This is a genomic window from Bradyrhizobium sp. UFLA01-814, from assembly GCF_046718885.1.
Lineage (GTDB): Bacteria > Pseudomonadota > Alphaproteobacteria > Rhizobiales > Xanthobacteraceae > Bradyrhizobium > Bradyrhizobium elkanii.
Map to the genome: position 1 here is coordinate 12,278 of NZ_JAQOSR010000012.1, position 22,275 is coordinate 34,552.

Consider the following 22,275-nt stretch of genomic DNA (forward strand, 5'->3'; position numbering starts at 1 on the left):
CCATGAATTCCACGACCGATCATCTCGAAAGCACCGCCGACCCAAAACTGCTGGAAATCCTGGTGTGCCCGATCACCAAGGGGCCGCTGGAGTTCGACGCCGCGCGGCAGGAGCTGATCTCGCGCTCGGCCAAGCTCGCCTATCCGATCCGCGACGGCATCCCGATCATGCTGCCGGAAGAGGCGAGGAAGATCGATTGATGTCAGCGTAGCCCGGATGAAGCGCAGCGCAATCCGGGGAAGTCTCACCGCTGAAAGGCCGGTCCCGGATTTCGCGGAGCCTGTCATCGGGCGCGCATTCGCGCGACCCGTTGGCTTCATCCGGGCTACGGAACCTCCACAACAGCTACAGCGCCTCGCCCTTCAGCAGCCGCGGCACCTCGCCTGACAGTCCCGCCGCCTGGCGGATGAACATCTCCTTCAACGGCGGCGCGCGATCGACGAGCCCGAGGCCAATGTCGCGCACGGTGCGCAGCAGCGTCGATTCGTTGGAGAACAGGAAGTTCAGCGAGTTGGTGGCAACGCCCATCGCCATCGTATCGAAGCGCCGCCAGCGCTGGTAGCGCTCGAGCACGTCGGCCTGGCCGAGGTCCATGCCGAGCCGCGCCGCATCGACCACGACCTCGGCGAGCGCAGCGACGTCCTTCAGGCCCATATTGAGCCCCTGCCCCGCGATCGGATGGATCACATGCGCGGCGTCGCCGATCAACGCCAGCCGTTCGGCGATGAACGAGCGCGCGACGAAATAGCCGAGCGGAAACGCGCGCGGCTTGTCGAGCGGCTTGATCTCGCCGAGATGCAGGCCGAAGCGCTGCTCGAGCTCGGCGTGGAATAGCTCTTCGTTCAAGGCGACGATACGCGCGGCGGCCTTGCGCGTCTCGGTCCACACCAGCGACGAGCGATTGCCGGTCAGCGGCAGGATCGCGAACGGCCCGGCGGGCAGGAAATGCTCCTCGGCGCGGCCGCGATGTTCGCGCTCGTGCCCGACCGTGACCACGATGCCGGACTGGTTATAGTCCCAGCCATGGGTCGCAATCCCGGCGCGCTCGCGCAGCTTCGAGCGCGCGCCGTCGGCGGCAACCAGCAGGCTCGCATCGATCACGGTGCCGTCGGCCAGCGTAACGCTGACGCCGTCGGGCCGCGACGCGAAGCTCGACACCGCGGTGGCGCGCAGCTCGACGCCCTCGGCTTCGGCACGGCTCGCGAGCGCATCGATCAAATAGCGGTTCTCGACCATATGGGCGAACGGCTCGCCGGGCTCGACATTGCCGGCGAAGGTCAGGAACACCGGGCGCGTCGCGTCCTCCAGTCTGGAGTCGGTCACGACCATATCGGTGATCGGCTGCGCGGTCGGCGCCACCTGGCCCCAGACGCCGAGGGTCTCGAACAGCCGCCGGCAGGCCGCCACGATCGCGGTCGCGCGCGGATCGCGGCTCGGACGCTGGCTCAGCGCCGGATCGGCCACGATGACCGGGATGTCCGGCCCAAGCCCCTGGCGCAGCGCCACGGCCAGCGCCAACCCTGCAAATGCGCCCCCGCAGATGACAATACTTCGCTGTGCCGGCATGCGATCCTTACTCGATTACGCCATCAAAGGAGACTTGCTACCTGATATTAGCTGGGCGAAACAGAGTTTAGAAACAAGGGCGGCTAACAGCCCCAATCGTCATTCCGGGGCCTATCCATGTCCAAGAGCCTGATCGACCTGCTGTCCATCCTCGATCTCGAGCAGCTCGAGGTGAATTTGTTCCGCGGCAACAGCCCGAAGACGAGCTGGCAGCGCGTGTTCGGCGGCCAGGTGATCGGCCAGGCGATGGTGGCGGCCTGCCGCACCGTCGAGGGCCGGCTGCCGCACTCGATCCATTGCTACTTCATCCTGCCCGGCGATCCGCAGATCCCGATCATCTACCAGGTCGAGCGGCTGCGCGACGGCAAGAGCTACACCACCCGCCGCGTCACCGCGATCCAGCACGGCAACGCGATCTTTTCCATCATGGTGTCGTTCCATGCCGAGGAAGAGAGCAACTTCAATCATCAGGAGAAGATGCCCGACGTGCCGCCGCCGGAGAAGCTGACCGCGGAGGAGGTGTCGAAGCAGCCGATGTTCAAGGAGATGCCGGAGTTCATCCGCCGCTATTACGAGAGCGACCGGCCGATCGAGCTGCGCCCGGTCGAGCTCGGCCGTTATTTCGGTCAGAAGATTGACGACGGCCGCATCCATGTCTGGATCCGCACCGCGGCCAAGCTGCCCGACGATCCGGCACTGCATCTGTGCGCGCTCGCCTATGCGTCGGATTTCTCGCTGCTCGATGCTGTGATGGCGCGCTACGGCCGCACGCTGTTCGACAAGCGCATGATGCCGGCAAGCCTCGATCACGCGATGTGGTTTCACCGCCCGTTCCGCGCCGACGAATGGCTGCTCTACGCGCAGGATTCGCCGAGCGCGCAGTCAGGCCGCGGCCTGACGCGCGGCCTGATCTTCAAGCCCGACGGCACCTTGGTGGCCTCCGTCGCGCAAGAAGGTTCGGTGCGCGAGCGAAAGGCGTAGAGCTCACGCTCGAACAGAGCCGGTCGGCACGATGAGATCGCGTTTACTGGCCGGCGTAGGCGCCGCGCTCGGTCAGCGCGAATTGCGAGACGAACCAGTTGCCGTACCAGCGCAGCACCCACGGAATCGGGATCAGGAAGCCGCAGGCGATCGTGAACACGATGGTTCGCCACAGCACCTCGATGCCGGACGCGTTGAAGCTGACCTCGCGGCGTGTGCCGTCGATGTTGCGGCAGATCCAGCGCATCCAGGCGGTCAGCACCCAGGCCCAGCCGATGATGGTGATGGCCGAGACCACCATCGCCACGTACCAGCCGACATAGGCGACCGGGCTGCCCTTGAACGAGATCGGCAGGTCCTGGCCGCTCGAGCTGAGATGGCCGATGATCCAGCGCACGATCATCCAGCTCAGGAAGCCCTGCAACAGCAGCGAGAGCAGCGTTACGATGTTGCTGTTGGCCGCACCGGCATAGGTCAGAAGGCCGAGCACGATGAAGACCCACCAGATGTCGAGCGGCTGCCCGGTGAAGGCGAAATGCGGCCGGCCCGGCACGCGGATATAGGGGATCGCAAAGCGGTACAGGCCGGTCGCGGTCCACGGCGCCGGGATGACGAGAATCTGGCCGATGAACATCAAGAGGCTGCGTCCGAACAGGCCCCAGATCGGGAAGTCGGCCGACAACGTGCCTCCGCTGTAGCTTCCGGACGCCACCACCGGCGGCGGTCCGCCGGCCTGCGGAAATGCCGGCGGCGCGTCGGCGCTCGGGACGAGGCCCGGAATCTCCCCGGCCTTCTGCCAGCCGGCCATGCCCTCGGTCCACACCAGGGTGTCGGCCCCGACCATGCCCCGGGTGATCAGGTCGCGGAGCTGGGTTTCAGGCAGGGGGCCCTTTTGCTGGCCTTCGGATGCATAAAACCAGTTTCGGTTCGACATTTCTTGTTTCCTCGGGGCGCGCGCAGGGACACGCGATAGGCGAAACGAACCAGCAAGACCGCTGGCCGGGGCGGGAAAGCCACATTGTGGCGGAGCGTTTCCAATCCGTACAGTGAGGGAGCTCACGCGCTGCGCATGTTTTCCGCTTCAACCTGCAAGTTTTTTATGCCATTTGCCCAGAAAGCTGCCAGATTTGGCGGACGCGAAATGCCGGCTCGGGGATGGCAAATTGCCGCTCCGGGAGGCAGCAGGTGCCGGCTCGCGGGACGGCAAGTTCCGCTCCGGGGACGGGCGCACACGGAAAACCTCAAGGGAATGAAGGCCTGAACCATGAAACTCGTCGTCGCGATCATCAAACCGTTCAAGCTCGATGAGGTGCGCCAGGCGCTGACAGCGATCGGCGTCCACGGCATGACTGTGACCGAGGTGAAGGGCTATGGCCGCCAGAAGGGTCATACCGAGATCTATCGCGGCGCCGAATATGTCGTGAACTTCCTGCCCAAGCTTCGGATCGAGATCGCCGTCGATACCGAGCTCGCCGACAAGGCGGTCAGCGTCATCACCCAGCACGCCCGCACCGGCCAGATCGGCGACGGCAAGATCTTCGTGACGCCGATCGACCACGCGCTGCGCATCCGCACCGGCGAGACCGACAACGACGCGCTCTGAGCTTTATCAAGATCACCGCCGGCAACGACGCCGGCGCACGCCACAACCACACGCCAAGAAACGACGACCGCCGGGGAATGATGATGGGGGCACGAGCTCTTCGTGCAGCGATGTCAGCTGCGCCGATCACTGCTGCAATCCTGTTCGCACAGGCCACGCCGGCCTTCGCGCAAGACTCGGCATCCGGCTCCGGCATCAACGCCGCCGACACCGCCTGGATGATCGTCGCCACCGCGCTGGTGCTGATGATGACGATCCCGGGACTGGCGCTGTTCTATTCCGGCATGGTGCGCAAGAAGAACGTGCTGGCGACGATGGCGCAGAGCCTCACCGCCGTTGCGCTGGTCTCGATCCTCTGGGTCACTTTCGGCTATTCGCTGAGCTTCGTCGGCGACGGTCCATGGCTGGGCTCGCTCGATCGCTGGTTCCTGGCCGGCATCACCATGGACAGCATCAATCCGGCGGCGAAGACCATCCCCGAAGCGCTGTTCATGCTGTACCAGATGACGTTCGCGATCATCACGGTGGCGCTGGTCGCAGGCTCGGTCGCCGACCGCATGCGGTTCTCCGCCTATGTGCTGTTCTCGATCGGCTGGTTTGTCTTCGCCTATGTGCCGCTGGCGCATTGGGTGTGGGGCGGCGGCTTCCTCGCATCGGCGGGCGTGCTGGATTTCGCCGGCGGCCTCGTGGTGCATCTCTCCGCCGGCATCAGCGGCCTGGTCGCGGCCAAGGTGATGGGCAACCGCCACGGCTATGGCCATGACAATCTTTCGCCGTTCGATCTGTCGCTCGCCGTGGTCGGCACCGGCCTGCTCTGGGTCGGCTGGTTCGGCTTCAACGGCGGTTCGGCGCTCGCAGCCAATTCGCGCGCGGTGATGGCGATCACCGCCACCCATCTTGCGGCCTGCGCCGGCGCGCTGACCTGGGGCGCGATCGAATGGGCGACGCGCCGCAAGCCGTCGGTGCTCGGCATGATCTCGGGCGCGGTCGCGGGGCTCGGCACCATCACCCCGGCATCCGGCTTCGTCGCGCCGTGGCACGGCGTCATCATCGGCATCATTGCCGGCCTGGTCTGCTTCTGGGCCTGCACCTGGCTGAAGCATCGCTTCAAGTATGACGACTCGCTCGATGTGTTCGGCGTGCACGGCATCGGCGGCCTGACCGGCACGCTGCTTGCCGGCGTGTTCGCGGCCTCGGCGATCGGCGGCACGTCCGGCCTGCTCGAGGGCAATCCGAAGCAGCTGCTGATCCAGCTCTACGGCGTCGCGGCCACCTTTGTCTGGTGCGGCGGCGTCACCTTCGTGCTGCTCAAGCTGGTCAGCGCCTTCGTCCCGCTGCGCGTCTCGATGCAGCAGGAGCTGGAGGGCCTCGACATCTCGCAGCACGGCGAAGCGCTGCAGTAGCAGCCGAGCTCGTATCGGCGGGACGAGATGGGCGCTGCGCGGGCGAATTCGTAAAACAACCCCATGCAAAGTACCCGCGCGCCGCGACGTCACGCTGCACGGGACAGTTCAGGCTTGCACGACACATAAGTATATGCTTATGTGTCGGCATGGTCGACACCGATATCTTCAAGGCGCTGGCCGATCCGACCCGCCGCAAGGTCTTTGAGAAGCTGGCCGACGGCAGCCTGAACGCCAGCGCCTTGCGCGACGGACTCGAGATCAGCCAGCCGGCGATGTCGCAGCATCTGGCGGTGCTGCGCGCGGCAGGACTGGTGCGCGAGCAGCGACAGGGCCGCTTCGTGAACTATGAGGTTGACCCGGACGGCATCGCCAGCATCGGGACCTGGCTCGCCCGCTACCGCGCCTATTGGCCGAAGCGCATCGAAGCGCTCTCCGACCTCTTGAAGGACATGGATCAATGAGCGACACGGTTGAGCCTGACGCCGACGCGGCCCTGGTGATCGAATACGAGCTCGACGCACCGCCTGAGAAAGTATGGCGCGCCGTCACCATTCCAGCCCTGCGCGAACGCTGGTTGCCGGATTGCGATCTCGCTCGCGCCGAACCTGAATCGTCGATCACAGGCGAAGAGGTGCGTTACCGGCTGCGCGAGTCCGAGCCGCCGTTTCGCGAAAGCCATGTCACCTTCCGGATCGAGCCGAACGAGGCCGGCGGCACCCGCTTTCGCATCATCCAGCAAGCCTGCGACATCAGGGGAAAGCAGCCGCAGCCGGCCAACAGCAACAACCGCTGCCTGATGCGCGCGGCCTGATCACTTCAAGACCCTTTGAGACTTCATCACCTGCAGCAATGGAGGTCGCCGATGCGCGACATGATGCAACTCGTCCCTATGGTCGTCGAACAGTCGAGCCGCGGCGAACGTTCCTTCGACATCTATTCCAGGCTCCTGCGCGAGCGCATCATCTTCCTGAACGGCGAGGTCAATGATGCGATGTCCGGACTGGTCTGCGCGCAGCTGCTATTCCTCGAGGCCGAGAATCCGCACAAGCCGATCAACCTCTACATCAACTCCTATGGCGGCGTGATCACCAGCGGGCTTGCGATGTACGACACCATGCAGTTCATCAAGGCGCCGGTGCACACGCTGTGCATGGGCACGGCGCGCTCGATGGGATCGTTCCTGCTGATGGCCGGCGAGCCCGGTCACCGCGCCGCGCTTCCGAATGCGAGTCTTCACGTGCATCAGCCGCTCGGCGGCTTCCAAGGCCAGGCATCCGACATCCTGATTCATGCCACCGAAATGCAGGAGACCAAACGGCGCATCATCCGGCTCTATGCGCAGCACTGCGGGCGCACCGAAGCCGACGTGGAACGGACCCTGGATCGCGATCACTTCATGTCCGCGCAGCAGGCGCTCGAATGGGGATTGATCGACAAGGTCTTCGCCGAACGCGACGCCGCCTGAAAGTATGATCCGGTGCCGCGTCGGTCGCTTGTGTGCTGAATGCGAAGTTCGTGCGATTTCGCGGCAACCACCTTCGCGAACTTCGCATTCATAAAGCACACTAGAATCATAAGTTTGCTAGTGTCCTTATCGAATCCGAAGTTCGTCCCGAAGGTGCGGCGAATGATGCGAACTTCGGATTCGGGACACTAGAGCTCCCGATACGCACAATGGCAATCAGGCAACGAACGGTTTTTGTGATCGAGACACGCCAGCATGCGGCGTTCGCGTTTGAGGCAGCGAGCCTTGCGCAGGCCCGGCAATTGCTGCGGACGCCATGGCTCGCCGCGGCCTTCGAGGCATTTCATCGTCGACGCCGCGAGCCATCGCAGGCGTGCGAGCCCGCCGGAATCCGGGCGGCCACCCCCGAGGAAACCATGCTGTATCGCGACGTCGCCGACGAATTTGCCGACGGCTCCGATCGCTTCCTGGTCGCCGAGTTGCCCGATGAGACCTGCGCTTCCTAGCAAACGCCATTGCTGGGGAGCGCGCTCGGGCTTGACTTATTGGGAGTGGCGCCTGCTCACTCCGTCTTCCATTCGGCATCGAATACGTTGATCGCCTTCGGGATCAGCTTGAGGCGGGTGAAGACATCGGCAATCTTCTGCTGCTCCGCAAGCACCGAAGCGTCCACGCGCCGGGCGCCGAGCTCGGCGCGATTGACCGAGCGCTCGATGATCTCGGCGGGCAGACCGATCTTCGGACTGAGTTCGGCCGCGTACTGCTTGCGATTGTCCCTGATCCATAGATCGATCTCGTCGATCGCCGTCAGCACGGTCGTCAGCACCTTCGGATTCTCTTCGGCGATCGGCCGCGATGCGATGTAGAAGGATACATTGGCTGCAAGGCCGCTCGCATCGGCAATGCTGCGCGCGCCGAGGCCGATTTCCGCCGCGGCATAGTAGGGATCCCAGATCACCCAGGCGTCCACCGCGCCGCGTTCGAACGCCGCGCGCGCATCCGCCGGGGCAAGGTAGACCGGCTCGATATCCTGATAGGTCAAACCGTTGGCTTCCAGCGCGCGCACCAGGAAATAATTGACGTTCGATCCCTTGTTCAACGCGACGCGCTTCTTCCGCAGATCGGGAATCGTCTTGATCGGGCTGTCCTTCGGGACGATGATCGCCTCGTTTCGCGGCGACGCGGGCTCGTAGCCGGCATAGACGATGTTGGCGCCGGCTGCCTGCGCGAAGATCGGCGGCGCCTCGCCCACCGGACCGAAGTCGGCCGCGCCGATATTCAGGGATTCGAGCAGCTGCGGGCCGGCCTGAAATTCGTTCCAGCTCACCGTCCAGCCCAACGGCGCCAGTTTCTGCTCAAGGATACCGCGCTCCTTGAGGAAGATCAGATTGCCGCCGCCCTTCTGAAACGCGATGCGAAAGACCTTGTCTCTCGCCTGCGCGGACGGAAGCGCGCTCCAGCCCAGAAGCAAGCCAGCCATCGCCAGCGCAAGACTTCGACCCAGCCAGTTTCGCATGCTCGCTTTCCCCCTCGAAAGACAGTATTGGAGAGGGCAAGCGTGTTTGATTTTGCTGATCGCAGCAATTTCAAAGATGGGCGATTTCCGGTTCAAGCCTTTCACGCAGCATCGGTGCGGCAGAATTTCTTTGACGCCGTCCGCAACGACAACAGGGAGAGCAGCATGCAACTATCAATGAAGGACCGCGTCGCGGTGGTGACCGGCGGCAGCAAGGGCATCGGGATCGCGGTGGCGCGGCGGTTTGCCGAATCCGGCGCCAAGGTCGCGATCCTCGCCCGCGGCGCCGCCGATCTCACAGCGGCGCGCGAAGCGCTCGCCAGGGACGGCCTCGTGGTGCGCGATTACGTCTGCGACGTCGCGAAGGCCGCCGACATCACCAAAGCCCACGCCCAGATCGTTGCCGATCTCGGCAAGATAGACGTTCTCGTCAACAACGCCGGCACGGCGCGCACGCTGGCGTTCGAGAGCATCAGCGACGAGGCCTGGCAGGAAGACCTCGACCTGAAACTGTTTGCCGCGATCCGCTTCAGCCGGCTGGTATGGCCGGGCATGAAGCAGCGCAGATGGGGCCGCATCATCAACGTGCTCAACACCTTTGCGAAGGCGCCGGCCGGCAATTCCGCGCCGACCTCGGTGTCGCGCGCGGCCGGCATGGCGCTGACCAAGGTCATGGCCAATGAAGGCGGCGAGCACAACATCCTGGTGAATGCGCTCTTGGTCGGCCTGATCATGAGCGATCAGTGGGTCAAGCGGCATGCTGCCCAGGCGCCGAGCACGGATTTCGGGGAATTCGCCAAGGGCCTTGCCAAGGGCACGCCGCTCGGCCGCATCGGCACGGCCGAGGAGTTCGCCAACCTGGCCTGCTTCCTGGCCTCGGAGCAAGGCTCCTACATCACCGGTACCGCGATCAATGTCGATGGTGGCCGGTCGCCGGTAGTCTAGAGCCCCGTTCCGATGGAATCGGAACGGGGCCCTAGATTCTAGTTTTGACGCGTTTTCTTGACGCGAACCGGTATCCACTTCGCTCGAAAACGCTCCAGAGCCCCGGTCCTGGTTCAACCAGAACCAGGGCTCCAGATTCTGCTTTGGCGCGTTTTCTTCACGCGAACCGGTGTCCACTCGCTGGAAAACGCGGGCTGGCAACCAACGGCAGGAAGCGACGGCTCAAAAGCAAAAGGCCTCCGTCACCGGAGGCCTTTTCGTCTTAAACCGCGTCCTTGGCGGCCTTGACCGGCCGTGCGCGGACGATCTTCCGGGCCGGCTTGGCCTTGAACATCATCTCTTCGCCGGTGAAGGGGTTGGTGCCCTTGCGCGCCTTGGTCGCAGGCTTCTTGACCACAACGAACTTCGCGAAGCCGGGGACGAGGAACACCCCGTTCTTCTTCAGCTCCTTGTGGCCGACATCGACGAGCGAGTCCAAAACGTTCTTGACGTCGCGCTTGGAGAGTTCGGTGGTGGTCGCGATCTTCTCGATCACTTGCGACTTCGACAGTTGGGTAGCCATGGTTGCTCCATTGATTCTGGAGTGGGCACGATATGGCGGAAAACGCCGAGAAAAACAGTGTTTTCTGCACTCCCCACCACAATATCGCTGTGGACAGCCCCCGAATCAGGGGTTTTTCCAGTGTTTTTTCCAGTCAAGGCGCTTCCGACCCCTAAATTTACAGGGTTTGCGCGGCTTCGGTGCTCCCGAAACCGCCCCCTCGAGAGAATCACCAGGCGCATCCCGCGCGGCCCAGGTGCGACAACGCCGCGCGCAATCCGGGTTGCGAAGCGCTGCGGCGGGCCACTTCAGGTTTTGGAAACGATCCTCCAAAAGGCCGAGGCATTAGAAAATGACTCGGGTTCCCAATCCAAGGTAACATCCGCGAAGCGTGGCCACGACCGATCGGCTGGCCGCCGGATGCAAGCCTTTATGTATGTGCTGGAGACCCGCGTATGGATTTGAGCCGCCTCGAGATCAACCGCCGCACGGCCCTTCTGACCTCGGCCGCGATTGCGGCCAATGTCATCAATCCGATGCGGGCCTTCGCGCAGGAAAGCCCGCGCAAGGGCGGCGTGTTCAACGTCCATTACGGCGCCGAGCAGCGCCAGCTCAATCCCAGCATCCAGGCCTCGACCGGCGTCTACATCATCGGCGGCAAGATCCAGGAGAACCTGGTCGACCTCGACGCCAACGGCCAGCCGGTCGGCGTGCTCGCCGAGAGCTGGGAGGCGACGCCGGACGGCAAGACCGTCACCTTCAAGCTGCGCAAGGGCATCACCTGGCACGACGGCAAGCCGTTCACCTCTGATGACGTCGCCTTCACCGCGATGAACATGTGGAAGAAGATCCTCAACTACGGATCGACGCTGCAGCTGTTCCTCACATCGGTCGATACGCCCGATCCGCAGACCGCGATCTTCCGCTACGAGCGGCCGATGCCGCTGAACCTGCTGCTCCGCGCCCTGCCCGACCTCGGCTATGTCTCGGCTAAGCATCTCTATGAGAGCGGCGACATCAGGCAGAACCCGACCAATCTGGCGCCGGTCGGCACCGGCCCGTTCAAATTCGTCAAATACGAGCGCGGGCAATACATCATCGCCGACCGCAACCCGGACTACTGGCGGCCGAACGCGCCCTATCTCGACCGCATCGTCTGGAAGGTGATCACCGACCGCGCCGCCGCTGCTGCCCAGATGGAGGCCGGCGAGCTGCACTACAGCCCGTTCTCGGGCCTCACGATTTCGGACATGGCGCGGCTCGGCAAGGACAAACGCTTCATCGTCTCGACCAAGGGCAATGAGGGCAACGCGCGCACCAACACCATCGAGTTCAACTTCCGCCGCAAGGAACTGTCCGACATCCGGGTCCGCCGCGCCATCGCGCACGCGATCAACGTGCCGTTCTTCATCGAGAATTTCCTGGGCGATTTCGCCAAGCTCGGCACCGGCCCGATCCCGTCGACCTCGACCGACTTCTATCCCGGGCCGAACACGCCGCAATATCCCTATGACAAGGCCAAGGCGATCGCGCTGCTCGACGAGGCCGGTTTCAAGGCCTCCGGCGGCAACCGCTTCTCGCTGAGGCTCCTGCCGGCGCCGTGGGGCGAGGACATCTCGCTGTGGTCGACCTTCATCCAGCAGTCGCTGGGAGAAGTCGGCATCCAGGTCGACATCGTGCGCAACGACGGCGGCGGCTTCCTCAAGCAGGTCTATGACGAGCACGCCTTCGATCTCGCGACCGGCTGGCACCAGTACCGCAACGATCCCGCGGTCTCGACCACGGTGTGGTATCGCTCCGGCCAGCCCAAGGGCGCGCCGTGGACCAACCAATGGGGCTGGGAGGACAAGACCGTCGACAAGACCATCGACGATGCCGCCACCGAAGTCGATCCGGCCAAGCGCAAGGCGCTCTATGCCGATTTCGTCAAGGAGGTGAACACCGAGCTGCCGGTCTGGATGCCGATCGAGCAGATCTTCGTCACCGTGATCACCGCCAAGGCGCGCAACCACTCCAACACGCCGCGCTGGGGCTCGACGAGCTGGCACGATCTTTGGCTTTCGGCCTGATGCGTGGCTCACCCCTCATGGTGAGGAGCGCGAAGCGCGTCTCGAACCATGAGGCCCCGGTGGTGGCCTCATCCTTCGAGACGCTTGCTCCGCAAGCTCCTCAGGATGAGGAATTGGCCGGCGCGAACTGGCCCGTTGAAATCAGTGTCTTGACGAACAGATCGAAATGGCGCGACGAAAGTCGTCGCGCTCCAACTCCTTATCGGCCACAATAAGGCATGCGTATCCTGAGCCTTGCGGGGCGGCGGCTCGCCGCCTCGATCCCGACCCTGTTCCTGATCCTGATCGGCGTGTTCCTGCTGCTGCAGCTCGCGCCGGGCGACACCGTCGATGCGCTGATGGCGCAGATGGGTGGCGGCGATGCCGCGACCGCCGAGGCGCTGCGCAAATTCTACGGGCTGAACCTCTCGGTTCCGGCGCAGCTCGGGAACTATCTGTGGCACCTGGTCCGGCTCGACCTCGGCTTCTCCTCGATCTACGGCAAGCCGGTGGCGACCGTGATCCTGGAACGGCTGCCGCCGACCATCCTGCTGATGACGGCGTCGCTGTCATTCGCGTTCTTCTTTGGCCTGGTGTTCGGCGTGATCGCCGCGCGTGGCGTCAACCGCTGGCCGGACACGATGATCTCCACGCTCGGCCTGATCTTCTACGCCACGCCCTCGTTCTGGTTCGGGCTGATGGCGATCGTGCTGTTCTCGGTCTATCTGCAGTGGCTGCCGCCGGGCGGCTTCGAGGATATCGGCAACGTCCAGACCGGAATCTGGCGCGTGCTGGATATCGCGGCCCATCTGGTGCTGCCGACGCTGACGCTCGGGCTGATCTTCCTTGCGATCTATCTGCGCATCATGCGCGCCTCGATGCTGGAGGTCTTGAACCTCGATTTCGTCCGCACCGCCCGCGCCAAGGGGCTGGACGAGACCCACGTCATCACCCGCCACGTGCTGCGCAACGCGCTGCTGCCGATGGTGACGCTGATCGGATTGCAGGCCGGCACCATGCTCGGCGGCTCGGTCGTGGTCGAGAGCGTGTTCTCGCTGCCCGGCCTCGGCCGCCTTGCCTATGAATCGGTGGTGCAGCGCGACCTCAACACCCTGCTCGGCATCGTCTTCGTGTCCGCGCTGCTCGTCATATCCGTGAACTTCGTCGTCGACCTGCTCTACGCGCGGCTCGATCCGCGCATCGCGGCGGAGGGCTGACGATGGATGCCGTGAAACGCTATTTCCGCAGCCCGGCCGCGGTGATCGGCCTGATCCTGCTGCTGCTTGTCATCGCGATGGCAATCAGCGCGGGTCTCCTCTATCCGCGCGATCCGCTCGCTTTAGCGGGCCGGCCGCTGATCTGGCCGTTCTCCAACCCGCGCTTCCTGCTCGGCACCGACAATTCCGGCCGCGACATCGCCGCCCAGATCTTCTACGGCGCGCGGATCTCGCTGCTGATCGGCGGCGTCGCCACCGTGATCGCGATCCTGATCGGCATCCTGGTCGGCGCCTTCGCCGGCTATTACGGCGGCTGGGTCGACAATGTCCTGATGCGGATCACCGAGGCATTCCAGACCCTGCCGAACTTCGTGCTGCTGCTGGTGCTGGTCGCGGTGTTCGGCTCGACCCTGACCACGGTGACCATTGCGGTCGGCGTGGTGTCATGGCCGGCGCCGGCGCGGCTGACCCGCGCCGAGTTCCTGTCGCTGCGCAACCGCGAATTCGTTCAGGCCGGCAAGACGCTCGGCATGAAGGACGTCCAGCTCATTCTCGGCGAGATCCTGCCCAACGCGCTGCCGCCTGTGATCGTCTACGCCAGCGTGGTGATGGCGGTTGCGATCCTGCTGGAAAGCGCGCTCGCCTTCCTCAGGCTGTCCGATCCCAACGTCGCCTCCTGGGGCAATCTGATCGGGCTCGGCCGCGACGTGCTCCGGGTGCAGTGGTACGTCTCGGCGATCCCCGGCATTGCGATCCTCGTCACCGTGCTCGCGGTGTCGCTGGTCGGCCAGGGCCTCAACGACGCGCTCAATCCGAGGCTGAAGAGCCGATGAGCGAGAGCGTCCTTTCCCTCGACGCCCTGACGGTGCGCCTGCCCAAGGGCGCCGACCGCCCGCATGCGCTGTCCGACGTCTCATTGTCGATCGCCTCCAACGAGATCCTCTGCGTGGTCGGCGAGTCCGGCTCCGGCAAGTCGATGATGGCGAACGCCATCATGCGGCTGCTGCCGAACGAGGTGACGATCGAACGGGGACGGATGATGTTCGACGGGCGCGACCTCTGCGCCGCCGACAGCGCCGAAATGCGCGATGTGCGTGGCGCCGGGATTGCGATGATCTTCCAGGAGCCGATGACCGCGCTCAATCCGCTGCGCACCATCGGCGACCAGATCGGCGAGATGTTTGCGATCCACACCGCTCTCTCCAAGTCCGAGATCAATGCCCGGGTGCTGGCGCTGCTCGACGACGTCCGCATCCCCGACCCCAAGGCTGCCGCAAAAGCCTATCCGCACGAGCTGTCCGGCGGCCAGCGCCAGCGCGCGATGATCGCGATGGCGCTGGCGCTCGACCCGAAGCTTTTGATCGCGGACGAGCCGACCACCGCGCTCGACGTCACGACACAAGCGCAGATCCTGAAGCTGATCCGCGATTTGCAGCAGCGCAAGAAGACCGCGGTGCTGTTCATCACGCATGATTTCGGCGTGGTCGCCGAGATCGCCGACCGCGTCGTGGTGATGCAGCACGGCGCGATCGTCGAGCAAGGCGCGGCCGAAGAGGTGCTAAACGATCCGCAGCATGCCTACACGAAACAACTGATTGCGGCCGTTCCGCCGCTGACGGCGCCACCGCCGCGCATTCTCTCCGGCAAGGACATCCTGACCATCGACGGCGTCTCCAAGACCTACCGCACCGGCGGCTTCCTCGGCCGCGGCGCGCGGATCACGGAAGCCGTCAAGAACGTCTCGCTGCACCTGCCGCGCGGCGCGACGCTCGGCATCGTCGGCGAATCCGGCTCGGGCAAATCGACGCTCGCGCGCTGCATCGTGCGGCTGATCGATCCCGACACCGGGTCGATCGTGCTCGACGGCAAGGACTGGGCAAAGCTCGGCCGCGACGACATCAGGCGCGCGACCCGCCACATCCAGATGGTGTTCCAGGATCCGTTTGCTTCGCTCAATCCGCGCCGCAAGGCGGCCGAGCTGGTGGCGCAGGGACCGATCGTGCACGGCACCGACCGCGCCACCGCGATTGCGGAGGCGCGAAAGCTGTTCGAGCTGGTCGGCCTCGATCCGTCCGCCGGCGATCGCTACCCGCACGAATTCTCCGGCGGTCAGCGGCAACGCATCGGGCTCGCCCGGGCACTGGCGTTGAAGCCGGACGTGCTGGTTGCCGACGAGCCGGTCTCGGCGCTCGACGTCTCGGTGCAGGCGCAGGTCTTGAAGCTGCTCGCCGGGCTGCGCCAGCAGCTTGGCCTCTCCATCATCTTCATCACCCACGATCTGCGCGTCGCCGCCCAGATCTGCGATCTCGTCGCCGTGATGAAGGATGGCGCCGTGGTCGAGCAAGGGCTGACCGCCGAGGTGTTCGGCAAGCCGCAACATCCCTATACGCAGGCGCTGCTGTCAGCGATCCCCGGCGGCGCGTTCGCGCGCGAGCACGGCACCGCAACTGTGTAGCCGGGCACGCGCGGCCCTACTCCGCCGCTTGTGGCTTGCGCTCCTCGCGCAGCCGGAAGCGCTTCAGCAATCCGGATACCGTGTCGCGGAAGCCGCCATATTCCAGCTCGGAATAAGGCAGCATCGCAGCGCCGGACCAACCCTGGCTGCGCATCTCGAGCGCCTTGCGCTGGGCGCGCTGACGGACCTCGTCCCACGCAAGGTTGTCGAAGAAATCGGTGTAGGACTCCGAGAACTTCCCGTCCCGGTCAATCGAGAAGCCGACGCAGGACACAATCGGCAGGCAGTACATCCCCGTCACCGGAGTGTTGAGCGGCACCGGCATGAGCGGCATCACATGCGAGCCGCGCGCGTCGCCGCCCACGAAGTGCGCCTTGGCGAAGGGCGAGATGATTTCTTCGGGCGCCGCGAAAATGCCCTGGTTCCTGACGACCGCGACCGGATCATCCTTGCCGGTGTACTTGCCTGCGATGGAGTGAAGGCGCTGCGCCGAAACGGCGACGGCGACCTCGCCATAGGTTTTCGAGACGATGCGATCAATGCCGAAGCGCTCGTTGTCGCGAAGCAGCGCCGCAATGTGGTAGCCGTCCGCGGGCGCATCGAGTTCGATCACGCTGTCGCCGGCCGTGTTGTCCATATCGATGATATGGAAACGGAAGCCCTTGATCATCGGGGGCAACATCAGCCCGGCGCAATACATGGGATCGGCAAAAGCCAGATAGAGCGGCAGGTTGTAGGCGCCGGGGCCGCATTTGTCCGCGGCGAACACCATGAAGGACTCCGCGGGTCTCGCGCCCGAGAGGCTGTGGTCGAAGCTGAGTTCGGCGACGGCCGGGCCCGCGCCGCGAACGTTTCCGGAAGGGGCGTCGACGAGAAGATCCTGGCCGGCGCCGTAGAGCCCGGAGGTCTTCGCAACCGCAGTAGCCGCGATAAACGTCTTCCAGGCGAATTGGTGGACTTCGGAGCTCCCTTCGCCCCGCGTGTGCGTCATGATGATCGCAATATCGTCGCCGGTATGGCGCACGAACCCGTCGATCAGGAGACCGTTGTCGATCGCTTTCGCGACCTCCCCTTCGACAGCCGCCATCATGCGCGCAGATGGCTTCGTGTGGCCCCCAACGGAGCCAATGTCAGCCTTGATGACCGAAATGGTGAGTTTCATGAGCATCCCTCCGACCGCAGCGCAGCGCCTTCGCCTCGGCGCTCGCTGCGCCGGGGGCGACGGCGCGCTCATTTGCGAAAAAGAACGTCGTGTGGTGCGACAGGTTCCCTGCGCAAATTGCTTGCGGAACTATGGCCCCTCCGTCACCGCGTGTCGATACGGGCTATCGACGCATCTGGAATAGCTCGTCATGCTCGATGGGGTTACCACCCGCCCTATGAAGCGCGGTTGAGAAAGATCGGCAGGCCCCGCTTGTTGGAATAGAGAGGACGGTAGCGCTCGGTGTTGTACGCGCTTGCGACGTCCAATTTGCGCGGCCCGAGCTTGGCGTCGGGGATCGGCACGAGGTCGTAGCGGCCCTCGACCAGCGCCGACATCAGGCCGGTTTTGCCTTCCAGGATCGCATCGTAAGCCATGTTGCCGAACGTCAGCGCCACAAGCTTGTCGATGAAGTCCGGATCGCCTGACCGCAGGTCGTAGGTGAGGTCAGAAACGATGGTCTCCTCGCCGGTGCGTCGCTTGATCTCGTCCGCGAACGCTTCGGCCACGCTCGCCTTCCGGCGGTGACCGTAGGCGTCAGGCTCGCCGAATTCCTGCACCTTGTAGCCTTCCCACTCGGCGCCCTCGCTGAGCACGATCAGCGCGTAGTTGCTTGGGTTGCCGTGCTTGTCATCGAGGAGAAGCTGGATCAGCTTGTCGAGATCGACCTTGTACTCCGGTATGGCGCATCGGATCGAGGTTGCGTATGCGGTATAGAGTGCCGTAAAGCCGGCATCGCGACCAAAGACGCGGAAAATGCCGATACGCTCGTGCGAGCCGACGGTGGTGCGCTGGCGCTGGATGGCATCGCTGGCACGGGTGATCGCGGTCGAGAAGCCGATGCAGTATTCGGTGTTGCGCACGTCGTTGTCCATCGTCTTCGGGATGGCAATGATCTTGACGCCTCGCCTGTTGAGCTTGTCCGCGTAGCTGAGAGTATCGTCGCCGCCGATGGCGATCAGATGTTCGATACCGAGCCCCGCGAGGTTCGCGAGCACCTCGTCGGTGAGGTCCCACGTCGTGGTTGCGATGCCACCCTTGGTGCTCCGGGAAACCGGAAAGTCGCGGCCCGCGAGATGATCGGGCAACTTCTTCATTTTGGAGGGATTGGTGCGGCTCGAGTGCAGCACGGTGCCGCCGCGCCGGTCGATGACGCGCGTGTTTTCGCGGTTCAGCGGGATGATGTAATGGGACTTGCTCGACGGGTCGTCGAGGTTCAGGTGTGTGAGGGCCTCCCAGCCGCGGCGGAGACCGACAACCTCGATGTCGTCCTCGCTGCCGCGATAAGTCACGCTCTTGATCACCGCGTTGAGGCCGGGGACGTCACCGCCTCCCGTGAGAATACCAATGCGCTTCCTCGCCATGCCCACCTCCCAGGGTTGCTATCTGGCAATAACGCCTGCGTCGCGTCGGGGTTTCCACAACGCTATCCGCCAACGGCGGAATCCTCGTGGTCGCGGCACCCGGCCGAACCTGCTTGGGCCCCCCTTGGGCCCCCACTCTTCCAGCGACGTTCTCCGACCAGTCCCCACCTCGGGCGGCTTGCCCTCCATGCCCTTTATCTCGCGTGCATGGCGCGACGTTGCTCCGCGCTTACCGTGAACGGCGCGAGGCGAGGAAATACTCCGCCCATCGCAGCAACTCGAAACGATCGCCCTTGACCAGCTCCTGCGCGTCGCGGCGCCGGTACAGCACCAGCATCCAGGGCGCGAGCTTGCGCAGCAAGCCGTGCGCCATGTACTGCACCGGCTCGGAGAACGGCAGCGCCAGCTCGCTTTCCGGGACGCCCTGGACCGCGCGTGCCATTTCGCGGCCGAGCGGGATCGTCAACGCGACCGCGCGGCCGTTGCAGCCGGTCCAGCCATAGGCGTTGGGACCCAGCCGGTGCATGCGCGGCAGGAAATCCGCGGTCATCCCGACATAGCCGTTCCAGACATAGTCGAAGGAGACGTCGCCGATCTGCGGCCACAGGCGCTGCAACCGCTCGGTCACCCGCGCCTTCAGCCGCCCGGTCTTGTCGCCGGGGCCGAGCACGGCACCGCCGGTGACGAGGCGATTGCGGGCGTCGTAGCGCGCAAAATACAGTTCGCCATGGGTGTCCGACATCGCCTGCCGGCCGGCAATGATGGTCTTGCGGACATTGTCCGACAGCGGCTGCGTTGCCATCTGCCACGACAGCACCGGCATCACCTCGGTCGCGATCTCAGGCACCAGCGACTTCGCGAACTCGCCGCTATAGGCATTGGTCGCGACCACCAGCGCGCGACCGGAGATTTCACCCTTTTCCGTCTTCACCACCCAGCGATCGCCGCGGCGCTCGAAACTGAGTGCCGGCGAGCGGGCATAGATCCGCGCACCGAGGCCGAGCACGGTGCGCGCAAGGCCGCGCGCCAGCGCCAGCGGATTGACGTGACCGCCGGTCCTGTTCCAGAAGCCGCCGTACCAGGCATTCGAGCCGAGCATGTCGCTGGTCTGATCGCGCGACAGCAGCTCAACAGGCGCGCCGAATTTCGACCATTGCTGCACCCGCCGCTCCGCGATCTTGATACGGCCCGGCGAGTGCACCGGCTGCACCCAGCCGGCCTGCTCCTGCTCGGCCTCGATGTTGTAGCGTTTGACGACGTCGAACAGATCAGCGGCACTGTCGCGCAGCATCGCGACGAAGCGCTCGCCAGCCGCGCCGTGTCTCGCGATGATGTCGTCGGGATCGGGACGCGACAGCGTCGGGATCACCTGGCCGTTGTTGCGCCCCGAGGCGCCCCAACCCGGTTCGGCGGCCTCGACGATCGCGACGTCGACATTGGCCTCGCGCAGATGCAGTGCGGTCGATAGACCCGTGAAGCCGCCGCCGATGATCACGACATCGGCCTGCTGCGCGCCGGTCAGCTCGGGGCAATCAGGGCCGGAGGGCGTCACTGCTGCCCAGAGCGAATTAGGCCAGCGCACGGCATTGCTGTTCATCATGATCCTTCCTTGCGGGCGCCCGGTCATTCTGGTTAGCTAATTCTACTCTCCTATTCCAGCCGGGAAGACAACAAGTGGCACTCAAGAACGTCATCGGAATCGATCACGCCGTGGTCATGGTGAAGGACCTCGACAAGGCCGCCGAGAACTACAAGCGGCTCGGCTTCACCGTGTCGCCGCGCGGCACCCATAGCGCGCATATGGGATCGGGCAATTACACCATCATGTTCGACCCCGACTACATGGAATTGCTCGGCGTGCTGACGCCGACCGAACACAACGCGCCGGCGCGTGCCTTCCTCGAGAAGCGCGGCGAAGGCATCGAACGCATTGCGTTCACCGCGGTGGATTCCGCTGCTGGCGCCGAGGAGATTCGCGCGCGCGGCTATGCGCCGATCGGGCCGACCGATTTCGAACGCCCGGTGACCTTGCCGAACGGCACGATCTCCGCGGCAAAATTCCGCACCTTCCAGTGGCCGACCGCGGAGGCGCCCGGCGGCGTGCGCATCTTCGCCTGCCAGCACAAGACCCGCGAGACGGTGTGGATTCCCGAATTGATGACGCACGCCAATGGGGCAAAACGCCTCAAGCAGGTGCTGATCGTCTCGCCAGATCCCGCAGCCGATGCCGCGCATCTCTCCAAGATGATCGACGTCGCCGTCAGGAACGACGCCGACGGTGCCGTTGCGGTGCCGTCCGGCGGCGACCGCGCCGACTTCGTGTTCCTGACCAGGGATCAGCTCGGCAAGCGCTATCCTGGCGTGTCGCTGGATGGCCTGTCCGACCGCGGCGGCGCCGGCCTCGTGATCGCGGCCGACCTTGCCGCGACCGAGAAGGCGCTGGGCTCAGCCGGCGTGAAGAGCGGCAACAGCATCACCGTGCCGCCGGCTTCCGGCAACGGCACCCTGCTCGCTTTCGTCAAGGCATAGCTGCCATACCATGCGCGGCGCAGCGTTATGCAACGGCGCCGCGCATGTGGGACTAGGCACAGAAAGTTGAGGCGCTAGTATCTCTCCCAAACAAGAACCGTCCAGGGAGAGAAACATGTCGCATCACCTGATCTCGCGCCGGCAGATGCTGGCCGGCACCGCAGCCGCCGGCGCGGTTGGACTGACCGGATTTCCAGCCCGCGCCGATATCAACTGGAAGAAATATTCCGGCACCACACTCGAGGTGATCCTCGCCAAGGGGCCACGCGGCGACAATCTGCAGAAGTACATCAAGGAATTTACCGAGCTCACCGGCATCAAGGTCGAGTCGGAGCAGATTCCCGAGCAGCAGCAGCGCCAGAAATGCGTGATCGAGCTGTCCTCGGGCAAGCCGAGCTTCGACGTCGTGCATCTCAGCTATCACGTGCAGAAGCGACAGTTCGAGAAGGCCGGCTGGCTCGCCGACATGTCGGGCTACCTCAAAGATCCGAGCATGACGCCGCCGGACCTCGTCGAGAGCGATTTCTCGGCGGCCGGCCTTCAATATGCGCGCAACGACAAGGGCCAGATGCTGTCGCTGCCATGGTCGGTCGACTATTTCATCCTCTACTACAACAAGGAGCTGTTCCAGAAGAAGGGCGTCGAGGTCCCGAAGACGCTCGAGGAGATGGCAATCGCGGCCGAGAAGCTGACCGATCCGAAGGAAGGCATCTACGGCTTCGTCGGCCGCGGCCTGCGCAACGCCAACATGGCGATGTGGACCAACTTCTATCTGAACTATGGCGGCGAATTCCTCGATGCCAAGGGCAACATCCTGACCGACGGCCCCGAGGCGATCGAGGCCACCAAGCTCTATCAGCGGCTGCTGACGAAATGCGCGCCTCCCGGCGTCGCCGGCTTCAATTGGATGGAATCGATGGCCTCCTTCACGCAAGGCAGGTCCGCGATGTGGATCGACGCCGACGGCTGGGCGCCGCCGCTGGAAGATCCCGCCGCCTCGCGCGTCGTCGGCAAGGTCGGCTACACGCTGGTGCCCGCCGGTCCCAAGGGCAAGTTCTCCTCGACCTATGGCGACGGCGTTGGCATCGCCGCGGCGAGCAAGAACAAGGAAGCCGCCTATCTGCTCTGCCAATGGGTGGCCTCGCGCGGCCAGGGCGCGCGCCTGCTGCAGGCCGGCGGCGGCGTGCCGTTCCGCAACTCCATCGTCGACGATGCCGAGGTCGCCAAGGGCGTGAAGACCAAGGAATGGCTGCAGTCGGTGGTTGATTCCGCCAAAATCTCGAAGCTCGGCCTGCCCGTCATCATCCCGGTCGCCGAATTCCGCGACATCGTCGGCGCGGCGCTGACCGCGACGCTGTCGGGCGCCGATCCCGCCACCGAGCTGAAGAAGGCGCACGAGCAATTCCGCCCCATCCTGGAGCGTAGCGAAAAAGCGTGA

General features: G+C 64.6%; 22 protein-coding genes. 15 read left to right on the plus strand and 7 right to left on the minus strand.

What is annotated here, in order from left to right:
* Positions 1 to 2 precede the first annotated feature (2 nt).
* A complete protein-coding gene (locus PMN64_RS05920; protein ID WP_018269337.1) occupies positions 3 to 200 on the plus strand; it encodes a Trm112 family protein in 198 nt (65 codons plus the stop codon).
* A 145-nt stretch (positions 201 to 345) separates the two neighbouring features.
* On the opposite strand, the gene PMN64_RS05925 is transcribed toward PMN64_RS05920, so the two are convergent.
* On the minus strand, positions 346 to 1,566 hold the full coding sequence (locus tag PMN64_RS05925) for a ubiquinone biosynthesis hydroxylase (protein WP_411780029.1): 1,221 nt from the start codon (positions 1,564 to 1,566) through the stop codon (positions 346 to 348).
* A 117-nt stretch (positions 1,567 to 1,683) separates the two neighbouring features.
* On the opposite strand from PMN64_RS05925, the gene tesB reads away from it, so the two are divergent.
* Positions 1,684 to 2,547: an acyl-CoA thioesterase II gene (gene tesB, locus PMN64_RS05930; protein ID WP_016841424.1), complete on the plus strand. Its 864-nt coding sequence runs from the start codon at positions 1,684 to 1,686 to the stop codon at positions 2,545 to 2,547.
* 43 nt (positions 2,548 to 2,590) lie between these two features.
* Here the strand turns inward: tesB and PMN64_RS05935 are convergent, their stop codons facing one another.
* Positions 2,591 to 3,481 carry a DUF4339 domain-containing protein gene (locus PMN64_RS05935; RefSeq protein ID WP_411780031.1) on the minus strand — a complete coding sequence of 297 codons (891 nt, stop codon included), beginning with the start codon at positions 3,479 to 3,481 and terminating at the stop codon, positions 2,591 to 2,593.
* A gap of 330 nt (positions 3,482 to 3,811) precedes the next feature.
* On the opposite strand from PMN64_RS05935, the gene PMN64_RS05940 reads away from it, so the two are divergent.
* From PMN64_RS05940 to PMN64_RS05965, 6 genes are all read left to right on the plus strand, one after another.
* Positions 3,812 to 4,150 carry a P-II family nitrogen regulator gene (locus PMN64_RS05940; protein ID WP_016841426.1) on the plus strand — a complete coding sequence of 113 codons (339 nt, stop codon included), beginning with the start codon at positions 3,812 to 3,814 and terminating at the stop codon, positions 4,148 to 4,150.
* Positions 4,151 to 4,260: 110 nt separating this feature from the next.
* Positions 4,261 to 5,553 carry an ammonium transporter gene (locus PMN64_RS05945; protein ID WP_411780032.1) on the plus strand — a complete coding sequence of 431 codons (1,293 nt, stop codon included), beginning with the start codon at positions 4,261 to 4,263 and terminating at the stop codon, positions 5,551 to 5,553.
* Between the two features lie 149 nt (positions 5,554 to 5,702).
* On the plus strand, positions 5,703 to 6,017 hold the full coding sequence (locus PMN64_RS05950) for an ArsR/SmtB family transcription factor (RefSeq protein ID WP_411780033.1): 315 nt from the start codon (positions 5,703 to 5,705) through the stop codon (positions 6,015 to 6,017).
* On the plus strand, positions 6,014 to 6,367 hold the full coding sequence (locus PMN64_RS05955) for an SRPBCC family protein (protein ID WP_411780034.1): 354 nt from the start codon (positions 6,014 to 6,016) through the stop codon (positions 6,365 to 6,367). The genes PMN64_RS05950 and PMN64_RS05955 overlap by 4 nt, the downstream gene beginning before the upstream one ends.
* Positions 6,368 to 6,418: 51 nt before the next feature.
* Complete coding sequence (locus PMN64_RS05960; protein WP_411780035.1) at positions 6,419 to 7,021, plus strand: ATP-dependent Clp protease proteolytic subunit; 603 nt, start codon at positions 6,419 to 6,421, stop codon at positions 7,019 to 7,021.
* A gap of 236 nt (positions 7,022 to 7,257) precedes the next feature.
* Positions 7,258 to 7,527, plus strand: a complete 270-nt coding sequence (locus tag PMN64_RS05965; protein ID WP_411780036.1) for a hypothetical protein — start codon at positions 7,258 to 7,260, stop codon at positions 7,525 to 7,527.
* A gap of 56 nt (positions 7,528 to 7,583) precedes the next feature.
* Here the strand turns inward: PMN64_RS05965 and PMN64_RS05970 are convergent, their stop codons facing one another.
* Positions 7,584 to 8,537, minus strand: a complete 954-nt coding sequence (locus PMN64_RS05970; protein WP_411780037.1) for a sulfonate ABC transporter substrate-binding protein — start codon at positions 8,535 to 8,537, stop codon at positions 7,584 to 7,586.
* A gap of 165 nt (positions 8,538 to 8,702) precedes the next feature.
* On the opposite strand from PMN64_RS05970, the gene PMN64_RS05975 reads away from it, so the two are divergent.
* Complete coding sequence (locus PMN64_RS05975; protein WP_411780038.1) at positions 8,703 to 9,482, plus strand: SDR family oxidoreductase; 780 nt, start codon at positions 8,703 to 8,705, stop codon at positions 9,480 to 9,482.
* 262 nt (positions 9,483 to 9,744) lie between these two features.
* Here PMN64_RS05975 and PMN64_RS05980 read toward each other — a convergent pair whose 3' ends face one another.
* Complete coding sequence (locus PMN64_RS05980; RefSeq protein ID WP_016843119.1) at positions 9,745 to 10,044, minus strand: HU family DNA-binding protein; 300 nt, start codon at positions 10,042 to 10,044, stop codon at positions 9,745 to 9,747.
* A gap of 434 nt (positions 10,045 to 10,478) precedes the next feature.
* On the opposite strand from PMN64_RS05980, the gene PMN64_RS05985 reads away from it, so the two are divergent.
* From PMN64_RS05985 to PMN64_RS06000, 4 genes are all read left to right on the plus strand, one after another.
* Positions 10,479 to 12,092, plus strand: coding sequence for an ABC transporter substrate-binding protein (locus PMN64_RS05985; protein ID WP_411780039.1), 1,614 nt, complete (start codon positions 10,479 to 10,481; stop codon positions 12,090 to 12,092).
* Positions 12,093 to 12,310: 218 nt separating this feature from the next.
* Positions 12,311 to 13,288 carry an ABC transporter permease gene (locus tag PMN64_RS05990; protein ID WP_304499138.1) on the plus strand — a complete coding sequence of 326 codons (978 nt, stop codon included), beginning with the start codon at positions 12,311 to 12,313 and terminating at the stop codon, positions 13,286 to 13,288.
* Positions 13,289 to 13,290: 2 nt separating this feature from the next.
* Positions 13,291 to 14,121, plus strand: coding sequence for an ABC transporter permease (locus PMN64_RS05995; protein WP_016843116.1), 831 nt, complete (start codon positions 13,291 to 13,293; stop codon positions 14,119 to 14,121).
* Complete coding sequence (locus tag PMN64_RS06000) at positions 14,118 to 15,743, plus strand: ABC transporter ATP-binding protein (protein WP_411780040.1); 1,626 nt, start codon at positions 14,118 to 14,120, stop codon at positions 15,741 to 15,743. Before PMN64_RS05995 ends, PMN64_RS06000 begins: the two co-directional genes overlap by 4 nt.
* Before the next feature lie 16 nt (positions 15,744 to 15,759).
* Here the strand turns inward: PMN64_RS06000 and PMN64_RS06005 are convergent, their stop codons facing one another.
* From PMN64_RS06005 to PMN64_RS06015, 3 genes are all read right to left on the minus strand, one after another.
* A complete protein-coding gene (locus PMN64_RS06005) occupies positions 15,760 to 16,977 on the minus strand; it encodes a fructose-1,6-bisphosphatase (RefSeq protein ID WP_411780041.1) in 1,218 nt (405 codons plus the stop codon).
* A gap of 143 nt (positions 16,978 to 17,120) precedes the next feature.
* Positions 17,121 to 18,308, minus strand: a complete 1,188-nt coding sequence (locus PMN64_RS06010) for a 6-phosphofructokinase (RefSeq protein ID WP_411780042.1) — start codon at positions 18,306 to 18,308, stop codon at positions 17,121 to 17,123.
* Positions 18,309 to 18,537: 229 nt separating this feature from the next.
* On the minus strand, positions 18,538 to 19,905 hold the full coding sequence (locus PMN64_RS06015) for an NAD(P)/FAD-dependent oxidoreductase (RefSeq protein WP_411780043.1): 1,368 nt from the start codon (positions 19,903 to 19,905) through the stop codon (positions 18,538 to 18,540).
* A 77-nt stretch (positions 19,906 to 19,982) separates the two neighbouring features.
* Between PMN64_RS06015 and PMN64_RS06020 the strand changes: the two genes are divergently transcribed.
* Positions 19,983 to 20,837 (plus strand): VOC family protein, encoded by an 855-nt coding sequence (locus PMN64_RS06020; protein WP_411780044.1) that lies wholly within the window; start codon positions 19,983 to 19,985, stop codon positions 20,835 to 20,837.
* A gap of 115 nt (positions 20,838 to 20,952) precedes the next feature.
* Positions 20,953 to 22,275, plus strand: coding sequence for an ABC transporter substrate-binding protein (locus tag PMN64_RS06025; protein WP_411780045.1), 1,323 nt, complete (start codon positions 20,953 to 20,955; stop codon positions 22,273 to 22,275).